Source organism: Winogradskya humida (assembly GCF_016862215.1).
GTDB classification, from domain to species: Bacteria; Actinomycetota; Actinomycetes; order Mycobacteriales; family Micromonosporaceae; genus Actinoplanes; species Actinoplanes humidus.
The window spans coordinates 114,068-134,545 of record NZ_BOMN01000041.1; the positions used below are offsets into that span (position 1 = coordinate 114,068).

Genomic DNA, 20,478 nt, shown 5'->3' on the forward strand with positions numbered 1-20,478 from the left:
CTCAGCCCTCCTTGCGGGTGCGCGGGTCGAGCAGCAGGTACGCGATGTCCGCGATCAGGTTCGCCACCAGCACCGAGATGGTGATGACCAGGAAGATGCCCTGCATCAGCGGATAGTCCTTGGCGGTGACCGCCCGGAATAGCAGGAAGCCCAGCCCCGGGTACGAGAAGACGATCTCCACCAGCAGCGTCCCGCCGACGATGAATCCGAGCGACAACGCGAACCCGGAGACGTTGGGCAGCAGGGCGTTGCGCGCCGCGTAGCTCAGCGCCACCCGCTTCTCCGAGAGGCCCTTGGCGTGCGCGACCGTGATGTAGTCCTCGGCCGCGACGGTCACCATCATGTTGCGCATGCTCAGGATCCAGCCGCTCACCGACGAGATGAGGATCGTCAGGGCGGGCAGCAGGCTGTGCTGGATGGCGCTCGGGATGAAGTACTGGTCCCACGCCGGGATCAGGCCGGGCGTGTAACCGCCGCCCGACGGGAAGATGCTGTTCGGCCCGGCGAGCAGGAAGATCGCGAGCAGGCCCAGCCAGAAGTACGGCACCGACGACAGGAACGTCGTCGCCGGCAGCAGCCCGTCGACCCAGGAACCGCGGCGCCAGCCGGCGAGCACGCCGAGCCCGGTGCCGAGGAAGAAGCTGATGACCGTGGTGATGCCGACCAGCGCGAGAGTCCACGGCAACGCGCTGCCGATCACCTCGGACACCGGCGACGGGAACGCCGTGAACGACAGGCCCAGATCACCGTGGAACAGCTGCTTCCAGTAGTCGAAGTACTGCTCCCAGATGCTGGCGTTCTTGTCGAGGCCGAACAACACGTAGAGCGAGTCGATCGCCTGGCTGCTCATCTGCCCCTGGAAGCGGGAGAGCAGGGACTTCACCGGGTCGCCGGGGATCATGCGAGGGATGAAGAAGTTGAGCGTGATCGCGGCCCACGCGGTGAACAGGTAGAACGCGATCCGCTGCAGGAGGTATTTCACTTTGCGGCCTCCGGCTCAGTGTCATACAGCCAGCACGCTGCCCAGTGGCCCGGCTTGTCGTTGATCTCGAGGCGTACGGGCAGATCGGTACTGCACCGCGGCATGGCGACCGGGCAGCGCGGGTGGAACCGGCAACCCGTCGGCGGGTGGATCAGGCTCGGGGGCTCGCCGTCGCCACGGTCCGCGGTGTCCGCCGTCATGTTCGCGATGCGGTCCGGGTCGGGCGCCGAATCGATCAGGAGCCGGGTGTACGGGTGCGCGGGGTTCTGGGTGACCGTCTCGCTGTCGCCGCCCTCGACCATGCGGCCCGCGTACATCACCAGGGTCTCGTCGGCGAAGTAACGCGCCGAGGCGATGTCATGGGTGATGTAGAGGATGGCCAGGTTGAGCCGCTCCTTCAGGTCCCGGAGCAGGTTCAGCACGCCGAGGCGGATGGAGACGTCCAGCATGGACACCGGCTCGTCGGCGAGCAGCGCCTCCGGGTTCGCGCCGAGGGCCCGGGCGATGGCCACGCGCTGACGCTGGCCGCCGGAGAGCTCGTGCGGGAACTTGTCGAGGTACCGCTCGGGCGGCGTCAGGCTGACGCGGTTCAGGAGCTCGGTCAGCGCCTGCTCCAGCTCCTGCGCGTTGCTGCCGGCGTTGCCGTGGATCTTCAGCGCGCGGGTCAGGTGGTAGCGGATCGTGTGGACGGGGTTCAGCGAGGCGAAGGGGTCCTGGAAGATCATTTGGACCTTTTTGGCGTACGCGCGGAACTGCCTGCCGCCCTTGACCCTGCTTGATGCTCCGTGCAGCTGGATGTCGCCGTCCGTGCGCGGGTAGAGCTGCGCGAGCAGGCGCGCCACCGTGGACTTGCCGGAGCCGGACTCACCGACCAGGGCGACCACCTGGCCACGCCGCAGCGTGAGGTGGACGTCGTCGACGGCGTGCACGGCTTCGTGGGTGCGCTTGAAGATGTCGCGCAGGTTCCGGCGGACCGGGAAGTGCTTGGTCAGGCCGGTCGCCTCGAGCACCACCGCGGTAGGGGGCGCCGGCGCGTCGGGGGTCAACGTCATGCCGTGGTTCCTTCTGCTTCGGCAAACAAAGGGGTCTTCAGGCCGGCCAAGGGCGGCGGTGGGGTGGTTGGACGGGGGGAGCCGCCCCGGGGACCAGGTCCCCAGGGCGGCGCGACGGATCAGGAGTTGGCGGGCTTGAGGTGCAGGATGACGTCGAGCGCGTTGGCCTGCGTGGGCTGACCGGCACCGTAGGGATTGGTGTCGTCGGGCCAGCCGACCCAGTTCTTCGTGCTGTACGCCATGCCGACGTTGTCCGCGCCGACCGGGATCATCGGGACCTGCTCGACGAAGATCTTCTGGATCGTGGCGAGCGCGGTGGTCCGGGCGGCGTCGTCGGACGCGTTGGCGTACGCCTTGAGCGCCGCGGTGGCCTCGGGGCTGTTGAAGCGGCCGAAGTTGCCACCCGGGGACGCGGTGCCGATCGGCTTGAGCGCCGTACCGTCCATGATCGTCTGGTAGATGTCGTACGGCGTGGAACCGCCGTTGGTCCAGCGGAACGTGGCGTCGAACTTGCCCTCTTCGACGTTGCGCGTCCAGGCGTCCTGGTTGGCCTTGTCAACCGTGGCCGCGATGCCGATCTCGGCGAGGTTGCTCTTCACGATCTCCAGCGAGGTCTGGTAGTCCGACCAGCCGGAGGGGTCGGTCAGCGTGAGCTTGACCGGCTTGCCGCTCGGGTCGTTCAGCGTGGTGCCGTTGAGCTTGTAGCCCGCCGACTCCAGCAGGGCCTTGGCGCCGGGCACGTCGACCGTGAGGTTCTTGCCCTTGTACGCCTCGGTCACGAACGCGTCACCGGCCGGCGAGGGCAGGCCCGTCACGTTGGTGACCTGCGGGTGGAAGTAGCCCGCCTCGGCCTGGTTGAAGATGTCCTCGCGGTTGACGACCATGTTCATCGCCTGGCGCAGCTTCGGGTCGTCGAACGGCTTGATCGTGGTGTTGATGTAGACGCCGTGGATGCCGAGCACCGGGGGAGCCCAGACCTTGTAGTGCGCCGGGTCCTTGTCGAGGAAGACCGTCTTGTAGTTCGGGATGAACACGAACGCCCACTCGTTGGAGCCGTCCGCCAGCGCGGTGGTCTGCGCGTTGTTGTCGGTGTACGACGTGTAGCGCAGCTCCTTGACCTGCGGGAGGTCCTGCCAGTAGCCCGAGTCCTTGACGCTGAGCGTGATGGTCTGCGGGGTGAACGACTTCAGCTTGTACGGGCCGGAGCCGATCGGGTCCTTGATCGGGTCCTTGCTCGGGTCCGCGATCGACTCCCACTGGTGCTTGGGCACGATCGGGGTCTGGCCGAGGAACTTGTCCTTCAGCACGAACATCGAGGCGGTGAAGTTCACGGTCACCACGTTGCCGGCCGCGGTGGCGTCCCCGATCGGGGCGGCGAGGGTGTTGAACGCCTCGACCTTCTTCAGCAGGTTCATGGTGAACGCGACGTCGTCACCGGTGACCTTCTGGCCGTCCGTCCAGGTCGCGTTGTCGCGGACCGTGATCGTGGCCTTCTTGAAGTCCGGGGTCCACTCGACGCCGGAGGCCAGCCACGGCTTCGACGGGTCGGCGGGCTTGACCGGGTTCCACATCAGCAGCGGCTCGTAGAGCGCCCAGCGGTAGCCCAGCGAGTTGGCCGCCGACGTGGAGACGAACGGGTTGTGGTTCTCGGTCTGCGGGCCGTTGGGCATGCCGACGGAGAGGAAGGTGCTGCCGCCGGACCCGTTCTTGCTATTCGCGTTGGGCGAGTCGCTGCTGCAGGCAGCGAGACCGCCCGTGGCGAGCACGCCCGCGAGCGCGGCCGCGAACAGTTTCCTTCTCTGCATCTCTGAACTCCTTGAGGTGAAGCGAAATCGGGTGAGAGGGGTGCCCAGGGTGCAGGCGGGTAACGGCCGGTCGCTTTCGCGGCCGGGCCGAAGGTCTGTGTGTGTTTGTGCTACGAGCCCGTGGAGGCGCGGGCGGTGAACGTCGCGGGGATTATGGTCGGCCGGTTGGGCAGTGGTGAGCCCTCGAAGTGCGCGAGCAGCGTGCGGGCCGCGGCCTCGCCCATCTCCCGCAGCGGCTGGTGCACTGTGGTCAGTGGCGGCTGGGTGTGCGCCGCCATCGGGATGTCGTCGAACCCGACGACCGCCACGTCCTGCGGGATGCGCCGCCCGCTGTCGAGCAGGGCCTGCATCGCGCCGGTCGCGGACAGGTCGTTGTGCGCGAAGACCGCGTCGAAGTCGAGCCCGCCGTCGATCGCCGAGTTCACCGCGTCGAAGCCGGAGGCGATGGTGAAGTCGCCGGGCAGGACGTGGCTCGCCGGAATGGCATGCCCGGACTCTGCGAACTCGGTGCCGAACCCGTCGAGGCGCTGCTGCGTGCACCCGAAACGCTCCGGGCCGGCGACGACGAGCGGCTTGGTGCGCCCGATCTCCAGCAGGTGCTTCGCCGCCGAGCCCGCGCCGGTGAAGTTCGTGGTGCCGACGCTCGGGATCTGCTCGGTCTTGACGTCCCGGTCGTCGATCAGCACCACCGGCAAGCCGCGGGCATGCAGGCCGGCGATGTAGTCGAGGGTGCCCTCGGGCTCGATGACCAGCAGCCCGTCAAAGCTCTTGGCCGAAACCTGCGCCCCGAACTGCCGCATCGACTCGTCCCCGCGGTTGCAGGTGAACAGCAACAGCCCGTAACGCTCGGTCTCCAGCACGTCGACCGCCCCCTGCAGCACCTCACCGATCCACGGCCAGGTCAGCGAGGGAACCAGCATGCCGACAACCCGGGTCCGCCCCCGAGCCAGCCCGACCGCCCGCGAACTCGGCACGTAACCGAGCTCATCGATGACCGCCCGAACCCGGGCAGCGGTGGACTCGTCCAGCTCACCCTTGCCGTTGAGCACCCGGGACACGGTGGTCTTACTGACCTTCGCCCTGGCCGCAACGTCGGCGATGGTGATTGGCACGCGTCCTCCGACTGTGTCCACGCGGTAACACCGCAGTTTCGGAACCGGTTTCGGGACCGGTTCCGGCAGTTAACCCCCGTGAGCCGGGTCACGTCAACGCGTCCGAGTCTTTATTTAGGTTTCGGGTCTATAACCAAGCCGCACCTGAAACGGTTAATGGCTTCGCGCTTCGCCCCAGACCGTGCAAAACGGTCCTAACCCCTGATGGGTACGCCTTCCACGTGCCGAACCAGCGCCGGAAGCACCTGTCCGAGGGCGGCGTCCACAGTCAACTGCGCATACGGCTCGCCCCGGGTCACGCCCTGGTTGACGATCGCGACCCTGATCCCGTCCTTGGCGGCGCGCAGCACGAAGCGTCGCCCGGACATGACTGTCAGCGATGAGCCGAGCACGAGAAGGGTGCGGGCGCCGGCGACGAGGTCGAAGCTGCGGCTGACCCGGGCGGCGGGCACCGTTTCGCCGAAGTAGACGACGTCGGGCTTGAGCATGCCGCCGCAGCCGGTGCAGTCGACCACCGTGAAGCCGTCCAGCTCGGCGTCGTCGAGCTCCACGTCGCCGTCCGGGTTGACCGTTGCCACCGTCTTCGTGTCGGCGAAACCGGGGTTCGCGGCGTTGAGGCGGTCCTCCAGCTCGGCGCGCCCGGTGACCTCGCCGCAGGCCAGGCAGATGACGCGGGCCAGGTTGCCGTGCAGCTCGACCACGCCGTGGGCGCCGCCGGCCTGGTGCAGCCCGTCGACGTTCTGGGTGATGATGCCGTCGAGGCGGCCCAGCTCCTGCAGGCGTGCGACGGCCCGGTGCCCGTCGTTGGCGCGCGCGTCGCCGATCGTTCGCCAGCCGAGGTGGCTGCGCGCCCAGTAGCGGCGCCGGGCGATCGGGTCGCGGGTGAAGACCTGATAGGTCATCGGGGTCGCGCCGCGCGCCACGCCCGACGGCCCGCGGTAGTCCGGGATCCCTGACTCGGTCGACAGACCGGCGCCGCTGAGCACGACCACACCGCCGTCGGACACCCACTCGGCCAACTCACCCACTGATTCCACTCATCCATGGTCCCTCACCAGGATCTCTTTAACCCGAGGGCAGTCGGTCACCCGGCGGAGTGGGACGAAGGACTCAGTCGATACCTTCTGTGCAGAGAGCTCCCGACCACGGTAAGTTAGGCACGTGGCCGCCGTTGCACGCCTGCTCCCCCGTTACTGGGACGGGCGTCGCCTGCTGCAGTTTTTGGCCGGGATGGCGCTCATCGCGCTGGCATTCGCCATCCCGACGCTGACCGCGCCCGAGACGGTTCCCGAGCCGCCTGCGGTCGTCACGGTTGTCGACGCGCCCACGGCCACCACGGATCTCTCCGACCGGATCGTGCAGCCGGAGCCGCTCGCGGACACGCTCGACGAGGACGTTCTCGAGGTCTCGCCGATCGACGCCGGCACGGTCATCCCCGGTGGGCTGCGGCCGAACGCATTCGCCGGTCGCGCGCCGCCACTCGCCTGATCCTTCGCACTGCCCGTTTTCGCGACGCCCCGGCTCATCAGATCTGGGCGTACTCACATCGGGCCGGTCCTTAATCACAGCGAGTGACTTCCGACGTACGAGAGAAGCCGGTGCCAACCGTGGAACCCGCCGTCCTGATCTGGATGATCCTCCTGCTCGTCTTCGCGGGCGCGACAGCGATCTTCGCCGTGCCCCGCCGAGACCCCAACATCGACGGCCCGGCCCCGAGTGACCGGCCGCGCAAGCTGGTGGCCCGCCCCGAAGCCGACAGGTACGCCGAAGAGGTCGCCGCCGCAGCCGAGCAGGCCGCCGTCACCGCCCGTAGCCGCCGCGAGGCCTGGGAACGGGCGCAGGAAGCGGCCGAAACGGCGTGGGCGGCGTTCGACGAGGCCGACCGGATCGCCCGGCGCAGCGCCGCCGCGGCCGTCTTCCCCGTCTTCAAGCAGCGCCGCACCCGCGCCGAGATCGCTGACCGCGAGCGTTTCCTGCACCGCAAGGCCCTCGCCGCGACCCGCCGCCGGGAGCTGTCGATGGACCAGCTCAACGACGTCCTGGCGCACCGCGACGGCTGGAACCCCCGCAAACACCCGGTCGCCCAGGAAACCGCCCTGCGCGCCGCCGTCCGCGAGCACCGGTTCGCCGGCTACCAGGCCGCTACCGAGCGTGAGCGTTATGCATGGCAGGAATCGGAGAAAGCCGCCACGACCCTCCGTGGCCTGCGCGCCGAGGCCCTGGCCGCGAAGATCCGCGCCGGCTCCGGCGTCGTCACCGAACGCCGCACCGCCCCGATCCCCGCCGCCCGCGCCTCCCAGCCCCGCCTGGCCGTCCACTGAGAGCAGAGGTTGCACAGCGAGTTCCAGTTAGGCCAGGTACCGTCTTTAGGGCAAAGCTGGTGGATCACGACGGCCTGCGCCGGGCCCAGGCGTTGACGAGTAACGGCAGGAGGCCGACGTGTCAGTGACCCCGGCGGGCCGCACGCCCGCCGTGCGGCTGCATCGCGCCGCGCGCATCGAGGACGCCGTGCACGAGGTCATCGAGCGGAGGCTGCGGCAACGCGGCTGGCAGCCGGTGATCACCGCGTACACCGGGTACGGAGCCCCCGGCTGGGCCCGCGTCATGGCCCGGGTGGTGCTCACCCGGCGTAATCAGGTGACCAAACGGCTGGAGAAGGTACGCGGCTGGCGCAGCTTCACGACCTCACCGGTGAACAACGCGGCCGTGCAGATCCAGATCGGCGACCGGATCCACGAGACCCGCACCGACCGCAGCGGATACGTCGACACCCGGGTGAAGGGCGACCTCGAACCCGGGTGGGGCAGCGTCCGGCTCAGCACCGACGGCGCTTCCCCCGTGGAGGCGCCGATCCGGGTGGTGGACCCCGCCATGAAGTTCGGGGTGATCAGCGACATCGACGACACGGTCATGGTGACCGCGCTGCCCCGGCCGTTGCTGGCGGCGTGGAACACGTTCGTGCTGGACGAGCACGCCCGCAACGCCGTGCCCGGCATGGCGGTGCTCTACGAGCGGCTCGTCACCGCGAACCCCGGTTCCCCGGTCTTCTACCTGTCGACCGGCGCGTGGAACGTCGCCCCGACCCTGAGCCGGTTCCTGTCGCGCCACCTCTACCCGGCCGGTCCGCTGCTGCTGACCGACTGGGGCCCGACCCCGGACAGGTGGTTCCGCAGCGGCCGGGAGCACAAGCGCAACACCCTGGCCCGGCTCTCCAACGAGTTCCCGCACATCCGCTGGCTGCTCATCGGCGACGACGGGCAGCACGACCAGGAGATCTACTCCGAGTTCGCCAACGCGCACCCGGACAACGTCGCCGCCATCGCGATCCGCCGCCTGTCCGCGACGGAGTCGGTGCTGGCCGGTGCCATTCCTGGCCCGGCCGGCACTCCCGAGACGGTAGGTTCCGGAGGTAAGACCTGGTTCTCCGCGCCGGACGGCGCGGGCCTGTGGTCCCTGATCCGGGATTCCGATGTCGCCTAGCTACGGGCCTCAGTCGTCGTCGACGCTGACCGAGTCCCTCGACGTCTCCGACTCGGCGACCCGGGCATGGAGCCGGTCCCGGATCTCATCGGGCGTGTACGCCCGTCGTTTGCGCTCCTGTCGTGCCAGCACCGCACCCGTGGCGGCGACTCCCGCCAGCCCTGCCAATCCCGCTACTTTCCACCAACGCATCTGCCGAGGATAGACAAGTGGTTGCCGACATCAGCCTCGAAGAGGCCATCGACCTGACCCGCACGGGCGATATCTGGATTTTCCGGGGGCGATCGGGCCCGGACCGGGCCATCCAGACCATGACGAACAGCCCCGTCAACCACGTCGGCATGTCGATCGTGATCGAGGACATGCCCCCGCTGATGTGGCACGCCGAGCTGGGCCGCTCCCTGCCCGACATGTGGTCCGGCACGTTCCAGCGCGGGGTGCAGCTGCATGACCTGCGCGACGCCGTGACGGTCTGGGCGCATCGCTACGGCCAGCGCGGCTGGCTGCGTCAGCTCGAACAGCCGGTCACCAAGGAGATGGAGGACCGCGCCCTCAAGACGGTCGCCCGCCTCGACGGCACGCCGTTCCCGTCGAGCGCCCAGCTCGCGTGGCGCTGGGCCCGCGGCCGGGTGCCGCAGCTGCGCCTGCCGTGGCAGGACGCCGAAGAGCCCGAGGGCGACCTCGAAACGGCCTACTGCGCCGAGGTGGTCGCGGTCACCTACGAGGACATGGGCCTGCTGCCCCGGGACCGCAAGGCCAGCTGGTACGACCCCGGCCGCTTCTGGAGCGGCGACGACCTCGAACTGCGCGACGGTTACCGCCTCGCCACGGAGCTGGCCGTCCGCACCCCCTGATCGCCGTTCGGACTCCCTGATCAACAGACAAAAAATCGGCGGTGCCCGCCCGGGCACCGCCGATCTGTCGTTTCAAAGGCCGGCCGGCCGTTCAAGGCCGGGTGGCTGATCCCCGGCGGACGCCGAAGCGGCTGCCGGGTTTCGCTGAGGTCAGCGACCCCGCCGGCCGCCGACGCGGGAGCCGGAGGAGAACGCCGCTGCGCCGCCGGTGCTGCTGCCGCCACCGGTCTGGGTGCTGTGCACCGGCGTGGAGCCCGTACCACCGCCTCCGCCGCGCCGTCCGCGTGCCTGGCCGCCCGTGCCGCCACCGGCGGTCGTGGCGCGGCCGCCCTGCGCGCCGCCCCGGGAGCCGCCGCCCTGTGCGCCGCGGGCGCCACCCTGGGAGCGGGCACCGCCCTGGCCACCGGCAGCGCCACCCTCGTGGGCAGCTCCGGTCGTGGGCCGGCTGGCACCACGGCGACGTCCGCCGCCGCCGGTGCCACCGCCGCCACCCGAGCCACCACGCCGTGCGCGCGGTGCGGCGTTCTCGCCGTCGCCACCGTCGCGGCCCGCGGCGGGCTGTGCGGCGGCCATGGCAGCGTCGAACGCGGCCGGCTCGGTGTAGGTGCGCTCGCCCGGGGCCAGCTCGGCGAGCAGCGCGTCGCCCGGGCGAGTGCGCGTGGTCGTCGGCTTGATGCCGGCCTTGCGGGTGAGGTCGCGGACGTCGCCCTGCTGGTCGTCGGTCATCAGGGTGATGACCGTGCCCTGGGCACCGGCCCGTGCCGTGCGGCCCGAGCGGTGCAGGTAGGCCTTGTGCTCGACCGGCGGGTCGGCGTGGATGACCAGCGCGACGTCGTCGACGTGGATGCCACGGGCGGCGATGTCGGTGGCGACCAGGGTCGCCGCGCTGCCGTCCGAGAACGCCGAGAGGTTGCGGTTACGCGCGTTCTGCGCCAGGTTGCCGTGCAGCTCGACCGCGGGCACGCCGGCCTGGATGAGCTGACGGGTCAGGGTCTTGGCGCGGCGCTTGGTGCGGGTGAACACGACCGTACGGCCGGGGGCCGCGACCAGGTCGACCAGCACCGGGAAGCGGTCGTCGTGCCGCACGTGCAGGACGTGGTGCGACATCTGGATCGGCGCTTCGGAGGCCGAGTCGACGTGGTGCGTGACCGGCTTGTGCATGAACCGCTTGACCAGGATGTCGACGCCGCCGTCGAGCGTGGCGGAGAAGAGCATCCGCTGGCCCTCGCGCGGGGTGAGGTCCATCAGCCGCCGGACCACCGGGAGGAAGCCGAGGTCGGCCATGTGGTCGGCCTCGTCCAGCACGGTGATCTCGATCGAGTCGAGGCTCGCGTGGCCGTTGCGCAGGTGGTCGTCGAGCCGGCCGGGGCAGGCGACGAGGATGTCGACGCCGTTCTTGAGACCGCGGATCTGGGGGTTCGCGCCGACGCCGCCGAAGACGGTGAGGGTGCGCAGGCCGAGCTTGGTCGCCAGCGGCGAGAGCGTGGCCTCGATCTGGGTGGCGAGCTCGCGGGTGGGCGCCAGGATCAGCGCGCGGGGACGGCCCGGCTTGCGGGGAGCACCGGAGGCGGCGAGACGGGCGACGACCGGGAGGACGAACGCGTACGTCTTGCCGGAGCCGGTGCGGCCGCGGCCGAGCACGTCGCGCCCGGCGAGGGAGTCGGGCAGGGTCGCGGTCTGGATCGGGAACGGCTCGTTGATGCCGAAGCCGGACAGGACCGTTGCGAGCTCGGCGGGCACGCCGAGATCGGTGAACGAGGTCATCAGGTGGGAACTCCGTATGTCTGAGGGGTCGGTTCCTCCCGGCGCGGACCGCGCTTGAGGATGTGGCGCGTGAGTCGCTGCTCGTGGTGGCCGACCCTGATGCTGAGATCAAGTGTACGCGCCTACTCACCGCAACCCCGCTGCACCCGAACGTGACCCGTTCTGCACTCGACGGACCTCACCGTTCTCCTCAGCGCCGGAAATCTCCCCCCGATCCGGCTGGTACCCGAGGAGAAGCTTCCATGAGCGGTGTTGCCGAGACCGATCGCCGTCTAGGTGCGCGGGCTGTCGAGACCGATCGTCGTCGCGAGGACGTCGTCCGGTCGCACATGCCTCTCGTAGGCCACCTGGTGCGCGAGATGCTGGCCCGGGTGCCCGCCCACGTGAACCGCGACGACCTGCTCTCCGCCGGTTACGCGGCGCTGGTGGCCGCGGCCCGTGGGTTCGACGACTCCCGGGGCGTGCCGTTCGCGCGGTTCGCCGCGGCCCGGGTCCGTGGTGCCCTGCTCGACGAGCTGCGCGGCCTGGACTGGGCGAGCCGTTCGGTGCGCCAGCGGGCCCGCCGCACCGACACCGCCCGCCAGGAGCTGACCGCCCAGCTGGGCCGTACGCCCACCATCGCCGAGGTCGCCGAGCGGCTCGGCTGTTCGCCCGAGGACATCGAGTCGGCCGACGACGACGTGCAGCGTGCCGTGGTCTTCAGCCTGCAGGGCTTCGCGACGGCCGGCGCCGACGACATGGTGACGGAGCCGAGTGCCGGCCCCGAGGAGATGCTGATCCGCCGCGAGCGCACGGGTTATCTGCGTCACGCCGTCGACGTCCTGCCGGACCGGCTGCGCGCGGTGATCACCGGTTACTTCTTCGAGGAGCGCCCGATGGCGGCCATCGCCGCCGAGCTCGGGGTCACCGAGTCGCGGGTGTCGCAGCTGCGGGCGGAGGCGTTGTCGCTGCTCAAGGATGGTCTCAACACCCACCTCGAGCCGTCGCTGGCGGGCAACTCGAAGGACGGTTGCGTGGCGCGCCGCCGGTCGGCGTACTACGACCAGATCGCGACCCACGGCACCCTGCGCGACCGGCTCGCCGTGACCGGTGTGGACGGTCTGCCGGTCCCCGTCGCCGCGTGATCCTTTAACAGGTTCCGGCCTTCTTCTGCAGGGCGATGGCCTTGTCCGCACCCTTCGCGTACAAGGCCAGACCCTGTTTGGCCGGTGAGAGCTTCCAGGCGTTGTGCTCATAACGCATCGTGTACGACTGCGCGGCGCCCTTTTGCTTCGCGATCACGACGGCCTTGCCGGGGCCGTCCATCCGGGCGCTTGTCAGCTTGATGGGCAGGCCGTGGCGGGCGCAGGTCTCGTTGAGCTTGATGTAGTCCGCCCTGGTGATCGCGGCCTTGCCGGCGGCGGTGTAGAGCTCCCACGCGCCACCGAAGTCGCCGCCGCTGAACCGGTCGAAGACGGTCTGCGCCGCGGCCTTGGCGCCGTCGAGGGTTTGCGGCTCGCCGGAGGGTGTGGCCGCGGCGGCCGCGGGCTGGTCATCGCCCGAACAAGCAGAGCTTGTGACGAGGGCGGCGACCAGAAGGGCCGCGGCGCCGAGCCGACGTCGCAACTGCTGGCTGTGCGTCATAACACTGTTAATCACTACGGCGGGCGTGGCGTAACGGGCAGGCCCGCGATGACGGATTGCGGACACCGTCCGAAGAACGTCGTAACTTCGCTCACGGAGTCGCCGCGGGGAACGCGGGTCGGCTATTCTTTTCGTTTCTGCACAAACGAAAAAAGCGACCACGAATGGCCGCTGACCTGGCGAATGTTACCACAACAGGGAGCACTTTTGTCAAGCTCCGCCGACGGTAGGAACACTTTGCGGAACGACGCCGATCTCCTCACCGACGAGCAGGCCTATCTCACGGCTCTCTATGAGCGCCTTGACCTGCTGCGCGACCAGGCCGCCGAGAGGCTGCGGGCCATTCTGCTCGAGGCCGGCGGCACCCCGCAGGGCCGCTCGCAGCGCGAGGCCACCCGCAGTCACTGGGCCGAGCAGGTCGCGCAGATGAATGCGGTCGAGAACGGCCTGTGCTTCGGCCGGCTCGACTTCGCCGCGGACAACCCCCGCTACATCGGCCGGCTCGGGCTGTTCGCCGAGGACCGGGACCAGGATCCACTGCTCGTCGACTGGCGTGCCCCGGCCGCGCGCCCGTTCTACCTGGCGACCGCCGTCTCACCGGAGGGTGTGACCCGCCGGCGCCACCTGCGCACCAGGGGCCGCGAGCTGACCGGCATCGACGACGAGGTCCTCGATCTCGCCGCTGCCGGTGCCGGTGGCCGGGAGGACGTGACCGGCGAGGCCGCGCTGCTCTCCGCGCTGACCGCGGGGCGCACCGGCCGGATGCGGGACATCGTCGAGACGATCCAGTCCGAGCAGGACGAGGTGATCCGCTCCGGGCTCGCCGGCGTGATGGTGGTCCAGGGTGGACCCGGGACCGGCAAGACTGCCGTCGCGCTGCACCGCGCCGCCTACCTTCTCTATACCCATCGGGCCCAGTTGACACGGCAGGGCGTGCTGATCCTCGGTCCTAATGCGACGTTCCTGCGCTACATCTCGCAGGTTCTTCCGTCTCTGGCCGAGACCGGTGTGCTGCTCGCGACGCTCGGCGACATGTTCCCCGGGGTGACCGCCCGCGCCGACGAGGCCCCCGCGGCCGCCGCGATCAAGGGCGGTCTCGGCATCCTCGATGTGCTCGCGCAGGCGGTCGCCGACCGGCAGACCGTGCCCGACGACTACGTCGAGGTCGACCACGACGGCTACCCGCTGCGCATCGAGCGCGGCGTCTGCGAGGACGCCCGCGAGATCGCCCGGCGCTCCGGCCGCCCGCACAACGTGGCCCGGCAGCTCTTCGTCACCGAGGCGATCCACGCGCTGTCGCAGCAGATCGCCGATCGCATCGGCGCCGACCCGCTCGGCGGCGAGAACCTGCTCGAGGAGTCGGACCTCGCCGAGACCCGCCGCGAGCTGCGCGAGGATATCGACGTGCAGCAGGCCCTCTTCGACCTGTGGCCGGTGCTGACGCCGCGCCAGGTCCTGCGGGACCTGCTCAGCGACGCCGACCGGCTGGAGTCGGCCGGGGTCGGCGAGGAGGATCGCGGTCTGCTGCTGCGCGCCCACGACGCGCGGTGGGCCCCGGCCGACGTGCCGTTGCTGGACGAGCTCGCCGAGCTGCTCGGTGTCGACGACACGCTGCGGGCCCGGGCGGTCGCGCAGGAGCGGCGCGAGGCGATCGAATACGCCGAGGGCGTGCTCGAGATCGTCCAGGGTTCCCGCTCGCTCGACTTCGAGGACGACCGCGAGGAGGAGGTGCTGTCCGCGATCGACGTCGTCGATGCCAGCGCGTTCGTCGAGCGTCACGAGGTGCTCGACACGCGGACGGCGTCCGAGCGTGCTGCCGCCGACCGCACGTGGGTCTTCGGGCACGTGATCGTGGACGAGGCGCAGGAGTTGTCGCCGATGGCGTGGCGGTTGCTGATGCGCCGCTGCCCGAGCCGGTCGATGACCGTGGTCGGCGATGTCGCGCAGACCGGTGACCTGGCCGGCACGACGAGCTGGGACCAGGCGTTCGAGCCCTACGTCGCGCAGCGCTGGCGGCTGGCCGAGCTGACCGTCAACTACCGCACCCCCGCCGAGATCATGGCGGTCGCGGGGGACGTGCTGGCCGGGGTCGACCCGTCGCTCCAGCCGCCCCGCTCGGTCCGGGAGGCCGGCGTCGAGCCGTGGGCGCGCCGGGTGCCGGCCGCCGAGCTTTCCGATCAACTGATTTCCACCGTACGCACGGAGTCCGCCCAGGTGTCCGACGGTCGTGTCGGCGTACTCGTCCCCGATGCTCTTGAAGAGTCCCTGGGCGCCGAGCTGACCGCCGCCGTCCCGGGTGCGGCCGTGGGGGAGCAGCCCGACCTGCTGAACCACATCGTGCTGATGACGGTGAAACAGGCGAAGGGCCTCGAGTTCGACAGCGTCGTGGTGGTGCAGCCCGACGAGATCATCGCCGAGAGCCCGCGCGGGCTCAGCGATCTCTACGTCGCGGTGACCCGGGCCACCCGGCGCCTCGGCGTGCTGCACACCGCCGACCTGCCCAAGGAGCTCGCCGCCCTGGCGTGACCGTTCCTGTTCCGGACACACGGAAAAGACCGGCGTGGGACGACGCCGGTCTTTTCCGTGTCAGGTACTCAGGCGACCTTCAAGGTCGAGTGGCCGTGGGCGTTGGTCAGCGCGAGCCGCGAGTGCAGGTTGGTGTTGCCGGCGATCGTGGAGTAGTAGGACGCGCGGCGACGAGCCGTGATGCTGGCCGGGTTCTCCGGAGCCGGCGCGAGGTCCGGGTCGAGGTGGGTGTTCATGCCGTCCTTGAGCAGCGACAGCGCCTCGGCGCGCAGCTGCGACACCCGCGACTCGGTGACACCCAGGTCGGCGGCGATGTCCGCCATCGGGCGCTCCTTGAGGAAGTACTCGGTGATGACGAGCTGCAGGCGCTCGGGCAGCGACTCGATCGCGTGGTGCAGGTAACCGATCTGCTCACGGCGGATCAGCATGTCCTCGGGGCCCGGGGCGGCCTCGGTGACCAGGTCGTCGGCGCTGCTGGTGGTGAAGCCCTGCAGCGACAGCACGGTGGCGCGCTGCACGTCGTTGTCGCGCTGCGTCAGGTCGGTCGTCGTGGTGCCGAGCGCCTGGGCCAGCTCCTCGTTGGTGGGCGTACGGCCCAGCGTCGTGGTCAGGCTCTGCCGCGTGGTGTCGGTGTTCCGCGCCTTCGAGCGCACCGAGCGGGTGGCCCAGTCGAGCGAGCGCAGCTCGTCGAGGATCGCGCCGCGGATGCGGGTCGTGGCGAAGCGGTGGAACGGGATGCCGCGGTTCGGGTCCCAGCCGCGGCTCGCCGTCACCAGCGCGTGCAGGCCGGCGCTGGTGAGGTCGTCGCGGTGGATGTGGTTGGGGATGCGGGTGAGCATGTCGCGCACCAGGTGACCGACGAGCGGCATGTGCGAGCGGATCAGCTCTTCCTGCTCGGCGGCGGTCAGGGCCGGCACGGCGGTCACGGCGGCGGCGTCGGCGGTGAGGTCGGCAGCGGTCGTCATGGTGCTCGTCATGTCTTTTCCCCCGGATGTTGTCGGTAGCCCGCGGCAGTGGGCGGTACCGGCTGACAGGGAGAACTTTCCGTGACGTGGGGTATGCGTTCCGGTCGCACAGAGTTGCGTACCGGTTGCTTCGACTCTTTTCCTCAAGCCTCCTGGGGCGGGTGGTCTCCCTGGTGATCCACGGGGTTTCAGCGACGGATGAGGTCCCACACAAAGCGGTCCGGAGCGAACGCTTCCGCATAGCGGACCCGCGCCTGGGCGCCGAAGTGCCGGGCCGTGGCACTGGTCAGCTCCGGGTCGGTGGACACCTCGAGCTTGTCTTTCAGGTACGCCGTGATGTCGACGTACAGCGAAGGGTCGAACCGCAGCGTCGACTCCCCGGCGTAGTGCAGCACCCGGCTGCTGTGCCGCGCCGCGACGACAGTGGCCTCGGCGGCCTGCTGGCGATCGTCGTTCGCGTCCTCGGGTGCGTGCACGTAGATGACATCGGCGTCGACACCGGTGAGCACGTTCTCGATCGCGGCGGTCGCGGGCGGGCGGCCGACCCCGGCCCGGCGGTCCTCGGCACCGCGGTCCCGCCTGCGCCGATCCGTGGCCTGCCGGCGCTCGGCGGCCTCGGGGCCCCAGAGCAGCAGGCAGTCCAGCGCCTTGGCGGCGGCCTCCGTACGTTTGGTCGACGGGTGGTCCGGTCCGTCACAATTCAGCACGAGCATCGTGACGAAATCACCGGCGGCCCGGTGCGCGGCGAGCGTGCCGGCACAGCCGAGCTCGAGATCACCAGGATTCGCACCAACGGCGAGAACGCTGCGCGGGGTCACAGCTCACCCTCCAGAGACTCACGGCCCGGTCGGCGCATGTGGGTACCTCCGCGACTGACTCAGGGCGCCGCATCGGGGGTGGCGGCGCTGAGTGTCCATCGGTCGTGGGGCCCCGCGGTTGAGGACTCTTGCGCGACTACGGCAGTGTTGTCACATGGACCTCAGCGACAGCGGTACGACCGTCAACCTCATCGCCGGCATAGCGATGGTGGTGGGCGTGCTCGGCGTGGTCATCCCGGTCCTGCCCGGACTGCTCCTCTGCTGGGGCGCGGTCCTGCTCTGGTCCCTGCTCGGCGACGCCGGCTCCGGCCGCTGGGTCGTCCTCGCCCTGGCCACGGTCATCGCCCTCGCCGGCACCGTCGTCAAATACCTCTGGCCCGGCAAACGCCTGAAGAGCACCGGCGTGCCGACCACGTCCCTGCTCGCGGGCGGCGTCCTGGGCCTGATCGGCTTCTTCGTGATCCCGCTCGTCGGCCTGGTCCTCGGCTTCATCCTCGGCGTCTTCCTGGCCGAACAGATGCGCCTCGGCTCAGGGCAGGCCTGGCCCTCCACCAAACGGGCCCTGGCCGCGGTCGGCCTCTCCCTCCTCGTCGAATTCACCGCGGCCCTGGGCGTCGCCGTCATCTGGTTGTTCGGCCTGGTCTTCGCCTGATCCGAGCCGGTTGCCGTAGGAGGCGAGGGCAGCAGGGTCTGGCCCTGGGGCACGAAGTTGCGCTCATTCCGGCAATGCCGCAACGTTCTGCGGTGTCAGGTGTCAACCGTGGACCCATCACGTGTGGCCAGGGAACAACTGTTCTGCTGCCAGACACGATTGGCGAGATTTGACGGGCAACACCGCAGAAAGTTGTCGCATCCCGCTGTCCAGCGCAACATTCAGCCAGGCGGGCACCGTTACGGGTGGACAAGCGCCGAGGTCCAGGTTTCGCCCCACGCAGCGGGACCGAAGCTGGACCTCGGCGCAGACAGCCGTGATCCCTCAGATGCGCCCTAGTAGAAAGCCTGCGGGTTGCTGCTGCGGGAGCGGCGGCGGCGCACCCGGCGGCGGCGCTGGGTGAGGAGCAGTAGGAGCGGGGTGGCCGCCAGGACGATGGCGACGCCGGCCGCCGCCAGCAGCGGGAAGCCGTTGTCGTCTGCCGGACGTGCCGCGGCCGGGGCGGGTCTGGTGGCATCCGGCGAGGCGGGTGCGGCGCTCTCCCCGGTGGCCGTGCCGGTTGCTGTGCCGGTGGCGTCGGGGGTGACCAGTTTGCCGACCGAGGCGTCCTTGGGCAGGGAGAAGCCCCAGTCGAGCAGTGCCTCGCCCTGTTCGTAGCCGCGCAGGGGGTTGTTCTCGGCGCCGAGCAGGGTGGCGACGAGGCGGCGGCCGCCGCGCTGGGCCGCGCCGACGTAGCTGTGCCGGGCCAGCTTGGTGAAGCCGGTTTTGCCGCCCATGGCGCCCTTGTAGTCGAAGATCAGGCGGTTTTCGTTCTGGATCTGAAAACCGCCTTTTTTCAGCTGCTTCTGCGCCGGGATCTGGGTGTTCTTCGTCAGGGCGTACCTGCCGAAGTCGGCGTTGGCGAAGCAGTCGCGGGCGATGAGCGCCAGATCGTAGGCACTGGTGAACTGCCCCGGTCCGTCCAGGCCGGAGGGGGTCACGGCATGCGTTTGGTACGCGCCCAGCCGTTTCGCTTCCGCATTCATCGCGGTCACCGTGCCTTGCACGCCGTCCGCGCCGCCGCCGAGGCGGGCGAGGGTATTCGCAGCCTCGTTGCCGGAGTTGAGCAGCAGGCCGAGCCAGAGCGTGGCAATGGTGTACTTGCCGCCCTTGAGCAGGCCGACCGCCGAGCTGCCGGGCTCGATGTTCAGGTCTTCCTGGGTGATCGTGATGGTCTTCTTGGGATCGAGTTTGTCCATCACCGTCGCGGCGAGCAGCAGCTTCTGCACGCTGGCCGGGGTGCCGTAGACGTGCGGGCCGCAGCCGCCCAGCACCTCACCGGTGTCCAGATCGGCGACCAGCCAGCTCGTGGCGGTCAGGGCCGGGGGCTGCTTGGCGCCCTGCGGGACGATCAGCCCGTTGGTGGCGAGGTCGTCGCCGCCGACCGCGCGCAGGACCGGGTCGTCCGCGGGCGGGACGGGCCGGGCGGGCCGTCCCGCGGGCGGCTTCACGTCGGGCTTCGGGCACGGCACCTCGGCCTTCGCGGCGGCAGCCCGCACAGCCCCTGCCGAAGCGGACGCCGAGGCCGGGGTGGGTGCGGACAGGGTCGCGGCGCCGAGGGCGAGGGCGCAGAACGTCGCCAGGGTGCGGCGCCGGGTCGTGGGTGTGGTGTCGCCAGGGATCACGGCCAGACGGCTCCTGCGGTGAGGCGGCGCTCGAGCAGCTGCGCCAGGGGGATGGTTTCGCCGTCGCCGCCGCCCGCGCCGACCACCAGCCGGGGGGAGCTGGGTGACACGGTCGCGCCCGTGAAGCGGGCGCGAAGGGAGGACGGGACGGTCAGGACGTAGTAGCCGCCGTCTGCGCCGACGGCCACCGAGCGGTTCGATTTCAGATACCAGCCGCGCAGCGTGGTGCGGAACGTGGACCGGCCGTCGAAGGCGACCGCGCGCAGGTCGTGCGGTGCCAGGCCCTGCTCGGCGGCCCGGCGCACGAAGCTCGCGAGCAGCGCGCCGGCCTTCTCCGCCTCGGCGGCCCGGTCGGCGGCCAGCGCCGCCGCGTGCCCGTCGACGGCCTGCCGGCGCTGCTCGCGCCAGGTGGCACGGTCGTCGTCGGCGTCCATGGACCCGACCCTAACGGCATCCCGCGGCCGCTGCCCACCCGGGTTTTGCGCACCTCGTGCGGATCGGGGCGCACCGAGCGTCGATTCGCCGACAATAGTGGCGGCGCAATTAGTGGCCCCGCTCGCCGTTAATTGCCCGGCCTCGGCGATATTCTGTGAAATCCTGCGAAACTGTTGCGCGTGCGCCGGTTCACAGTCCATGCTTAAGCCCGTTATTCGGATTCTTCTCAGGAGTCGTTATGGCGCGGCAGGTAATCACCACCCTCATCGACGACCTCGATGGAAAGCCAGCCGATCGCACGGTCGAGTTCAGCCTCGACGGCACGGCATACACCATCGACCTTTCCGAGGCCAATGCCGGCAAGTTGCGCAAGGCCCTGGATCCGTTCATCAACGCGGGCACGCGAATCGGCCGCGCGGGTGCGGCCCGGGCAGCGGGCCGGCCGGCGCCGGTGCGCACTGCCGGAAGCCGCGACGAGAATCGGCTGATCCGCGAGTGGGCGGCCGAGCACGGGCACCAGATCTCCGAGCGTGGCCGCATCCCGCAGGGCGTCAGTAGCGCCTACCGGGCCGCGCACGGTCGCTGATCCCACTTCGAACCGCATTGCCGCGGCCGACCGGTCACCCGGTCGGCCGCAATGCTGTGTGCAGCCGGGCGACCGGCTTGCCGGCCTGGAGGCTGCATGAGCCAGTCTGTTAGCTCTTTGTGGCGAGACGGAAGCTGAAAGTGATCAGCGGGCGGTCGGC

General features: G+C 70.1%; 20 protein-coding genes. 8 read left to right on the top strand and 12 right to left on the bottom strand.

Annotated elements, in window-relative coordinates; all coding sequences use genetic code 11:
* Position 1: 1 nt before the first annotated feature.
* The 5 genes from Ahu01nite_RS17840 to Ahu01nite_RS17860 all read right to left on the bottom strand — a co-directional run bounded on the left by Ahu01nite_RS17840 (position 2) and on the right by Ahu01nite_RS17860 (position 5,988).
* On the bottom strand, positions 2 to 982 hold the full coding sequence (locus Ahu01nite_RS17840; RefSeq protein ID WP_203837665.1) for an ABC transporter permease: 981 nt from the start codon (positions 980 to 982) through the stop codon (positions 2 to 4).
* Complete coding sequence (locus Ahu01nite_RS17845; protein ID WP_203837666.1) at positions 979 to 2,034, bottom strand: ABC transporter ATP-binding protein; 1,056 nt, start codon at positions 2,032 to 2,034, stop codon at positions 979 to 981. The genes Ahu01nite_RS17840 and Ahu01nite_RS17845 overlap by 4 nt, the downstream gene beginning before the upstream one ends.
* 119 nt (positions 2,035 to 2,153) lie before the next feature.
* A complete protein-coding gene (locus Ahu01nite_RS17850; protein WP_203837667.1) occupies positions 2,154 to 3,839 on the bottom strand; it encodes an ABC transporter substrate-binding protein in 1,686 nt (561 codons plus the stop codon).
* 110 nt (positions 3,840 to 3,949) lie between these two features.
* On the bottom strand, positions 3,950 to 4,951 hold the full coding sequence (locus Ahu01nite_RS17855; protein WP_203837668.1) for a LacI family DNA-binding transcriptional regulator: 1,002 nt from the start codon (positions 4,949 to 4,951) through the stop codon (positions 3,950 to 3,952).
* Positions 4,952 to 5,145: 194 nt separating this feature from the next.
* Positions 5,146 to 5,988: an NAD-dependent protein deacetylase gene (locus Ahu01nite_RS17860; RefSeq protein ID WP_203837669.1), complete on the bottom strand. Its 843-nt coding sequence runs from the start codon at positions 5,986 to 5,988 to the stop codon at positions 5,146 to 5,148.
* 124 nt (positions 5,989 to 6,112) lie between these two features.
* Between Ahu01nite_RS17860 and Ahu01nite_RS17865 the strand changes: the two genes are divergently transcribed.
* The 3 genes from Ahu01nite_RS17865 to Ahu01nite_RS17875 all read left to right on the top strand — a co-directional run bounded on the left by Ahu01nite_RS17865 (position 6,113) and on the right by Ahu01nite_RS17875 (position 8,431).
* Positions 6,113 to 6,439 carry a hypothetical protein gene (locus tag Ahu01nite_RS17865; protein WP_203837670.1) on the top strand — a complete coding sequence of 109 codons (327 nt, stop codon included), beginning with the start codon at positions 6,113 to 6,115 and terminating at the stop codon, positions 6,437 to 6,439.
* 119 nt (positions 6,440 to 6,558) lie between these two features.
* Positions 6,559 to 7,272 (top strand): hypothetical protein, encoded by a 714-nt coding sequence (locus tag Ahu01nite_RS17870; protein WP_239158922.1) that lies wholly within the window; start codon positions 6,559 to 6,561, stop codon positions 7,270 to 7,272.
* 118 nt (positions 7,273 to 7,390) lie between these two features.
* Positions 7,391 to 8,431: an App1 family protein phosphatidate phosphatase gene (locus Ahu01nite_RS17875; protein ID WP_438874793.1), complete on the top strand. Its 1,041-nt coding sequence runs from the start codon at positions 7,391 to 7,393 to the stop codon at positions 8,429 to 8,431.
* A gap of 9 nt (positions 8,432 to 8,440) precedes the next feature.
* Here Ahu01nite_RS17875 and Ahu01nite_RS17880 read toward each other — a convergent pair whose 3' ends face one another.
* A complete protein-coding gene (locus Ahu01nite_RS17880; protein ID WP_203837671.1) occupies positions 8,441 to 8,623 on the bottom strand; it encodes a hypothetical protein in 183 nt (60 codons plus the stop codon).
* 17 nt (positions 8,624 to 8,640) lie between these two features.
* Here Ahu01nite_RS17880 and Ahu01nite_RS17885 point away from each other — a divergent pair, with 17 nt between their 5' ends.
* Entirely contained in the window at positions 8,641 to 9,285 is a 645-nt protein-coding gene (locus Ahu01nite_RS17885) for a hypothetical protein (RefSeq protein WP_203837672.1), read from the top strand.
* Positions 9,286 to 9,435: 150 nt separating this feature from the next.
* On the opposite strand, the gene Ahu01nite_RS17890 is transcribed toward Ahu01nite_RS17885, so the two are convergent.
* Positions 9,436 to 11,049 carry a DEAD/DEAH box helicase gene (locus tag Ahu01nite_RS17890; RefSeq protein ID WP_203837673.1) on the bottom strand — a complete coding sequence of 538 codons (1,614 nt, stop codon included), beginning with the start codon at positions 11,047 to 11,049 and terminating at the stop codon, positions 9,436 to 9,438.
* Between the two features lie 242 nt (positions 11,050 to 11,291).
* Here Ahu01nite_RS17890 and Ahu01nite_RS17895 point away from each other — a divergent pair, with 242 nt between their 5' ends.
* Positions 11,292 to 12,173, top strand: coding sequence for a sigma-70 family RNA polymerase sigma factor (locus Ahu01nite_RS17895; protein WP_203837674.1), 882 nt, complete (start codon positions 11,292 to 11,294; stop codon positions 12,171 to 12,173).
* 4 nt (positions 12,174 to 12,177) lie between these two features.
* Here the strand turns inward: Ahu01nite_RS17895 and Ahu01nite_RS17900 are convergent, their stop codons facing one another.
* On the bottom strand, positions 12,178 to 12,672 hold the full coding sequence (locus tag Ahu01nite_RS17900; RefSeq protein WP_203837675.1) for a hypothetical protein: 495 nt from the start codon (positions 12,670 to 12,672) through the stop codon (positions 12,178 to 12,180).
* A gap of 183 nt (positions 12,673 to 12,855) precedes the next feature.
* Here Ahu01nite_RS17900 and Ahu01nite_RS17905 point away from each other — a divergent pair, with 183 nt between their 5' ends.
* Positions 12,856 to 15,198 (top strand): HelD family protein, encoded by a 2,343-nt coding sequence (locus Ahu01nite_RS17905; protein ID WP_203837676.1) that lies wholly within the window; start codon positions 12,856 to 12,858, stop codon positions 15,196 to 15,198.
* Positions 15,199 to 15,266: 68 nt separating this feature from the next.
* Here Ahu01nite_RS17905 and Ahu01nite_RS17910 read toward each other — a convergent pair whose 3' ends face one another.
* Together Ahu01nite_RS17910 and Ahu01nite_RS17915 are read right to left on the bottom strand one after the other, a co-directional pair.
* Positions 15,267 to 16,175, bottom strand: coding sequence for a sigma-70 family RNA polymerase sigma factor (locus Ahu01nite_RS17910; RefSeq protein WP_203837677.1), 909 nt, complete (start codon positions 16,173 to 16,175; stop codon positions 15,267 to 15,269).
* Between the two features lie 176 nt (positions 16,176 to 16,351).
* Entirely contained in the window at positions 16,352 to 16,981 is a 630-nt protein-coding gene (locus Ahu01nite_RS17915) for a PIG-L deacetylase family protein (RefSeq protein WP_203837678.1), read from the bottom strand.
* A 154-nt stretch (positions 16,982 to 17,135) separates the two neighbouring features.
* Here Ahu01nite_RS17915 and Ahu01nite_RS17920 point away from each other — a divergent pair, with 154 nt between their 5' ends.
* On the top strand, positions 17,136 to 17,633 hold the full coding sequence (locus tag Ahu01nite_RS17920) for a DUF456 domain-containing protein (RefSeq protein ID WP_203837679.1): 498 nt from the start codon (positions 17,136 to 17,138) through the stop codon (positions 17,631 to 17,633).
* Between the two features lie 335 nt (positions 17,634 to 17,968).
* Here Ahu01nite_RS17920 and Ahu01nite_RS17925 read toward each other — a convergent pair whose 3' ends face one another.
* Positions 17,969 to 19,255: a D-alanyl-D-alanine carboxypeptidase family protein gene (locus tag Ahu01nite_RS17925; protein ID WP_438874795.1), complete on the bottom strand. Its 1,287-nt coding sequence runs from the start codon at positions 19,253 to 19,255 to the stop codon at positions 17,969 to 17,971.
* A 38-nt stretch (positions 19,256 to 19,293) separates the two neighbouring features.
* A complete protein-coding gene (locus tag Ahu01nite_RS17930; RefSeq protein WP_203837680.1) occupies positions 19,294 to 19,731 on the bottom strand; it encodes a hypothetical protein in 438 nt (145 codons plus the stop codon).
* Between the two features lie 239 nt (positions 19,732 to 19,970).
* On the opposite strand from Ahu01nite_RS17930, the gene Ahu01nite_RS17935 reads away from it, so the two are divergent.
* Positions 19,971 to 20,318 carry a histone-like nucleoid-structuring protein Lsr2 gene (locus tag Ahu01nite_RS17935; RefSeq protein WP_203837681.1) on the top strand — a complete coding sequence of 116 codons (348 nt, stop codon included), beginning with the start codon at positions 19,971 to 19,973 and terminating at the stop codon, positions 20,316 to 20,318.
* The last annotated feature ends 160 nt before the right edge of the window (positions 20,319 to 20,478 follow it).

Excerpts from the sequence above, each read along its gene's own strand:
- Ahu01nite_RS17845 (WP_203837666.1), bottom strand. The coding sequence starts at position 2,034 with ATGACGTTGACCCCCGACGCGCCGGCGCCCCCTACCGCGGTGGTGCTC.
- Ahu01nite_RS17850 (WP_203837667.1), bottom strand. The coding sequence starts at position 3,839 with ATGCAGAGAAGGAAACTGTTCGCGGCCGCGCTCGCGGGCGTGCTCGCC.
- Ahu01nite_RS17900 (WP_203837675.1), bottom strand. The coding sequence starts at position 12,672 with ATGACGCACAGCCAGCAGTTGCGACGTCGGCTCGGCGCCGCGGCCCTT.
- Ahu01nite_RS17895 (WP_203837674.1), top strand. The coding sequence starts at position 11,292 with ATGAGCGGTGTTGCCGAGACCGATCGCCGTCTAGGTGCGCGGGCTGTC.
- Ahu01nite_RS17905 (WP_203837676.1), top strand. The coding sequence starts at position 12,856 with ATGTTACCACAACAGGGAGCACTTTTGTCAAGCTCCGCCGACGGTAGG.
- Ahu01nite_RS17930 (WP_203837680.1), bottom strand. The coding sequence starts at position 19,731 with ATGGACGCCGACGACGACCGTGCCACCTGGCGCGAGCAGCGCCGGCAG.
- Ahu01nite_RS17890 (WP_203837673.1), bottom strand. The coding sequence starts at position 11,049 with ATGACCTCGTTCACCGATCTCGGCGTGCCCGCCGAGCTCGCAACGGTC.
- Ahu01nite_RS17910 (WP_203837677.1), bottom strand. The coding sequence starts at position 16,175 with ATGACGAGCACCATGACGACCGCTGCCGACCTCACCGCCGACGCCGCC.
- Ahu01nite_RS17880 (WP_203837671.1), bottom strand. The coding sequence starts at position 8,623 with ATGCGTTGGTGGAAAGTAGCGGGATTGGCAGGGCTGGCGGGAGTCGCC.
- Ahu01nite_RS17935 (WP_203837681.1), top strand. The coding sequence starts at position 19,971 with ATGGCGCGGCAGGTAATCACCACCCTCATCGACGACCTCGATGGAAAG.
- Ahu01nite_RS17920 (WP_203837679.1), top strand. The coding sequence starts at position 17,136 with ATGGACCTCAGCGACAGCGGTACGACCGTCAACCTCATCGCCGGCATA.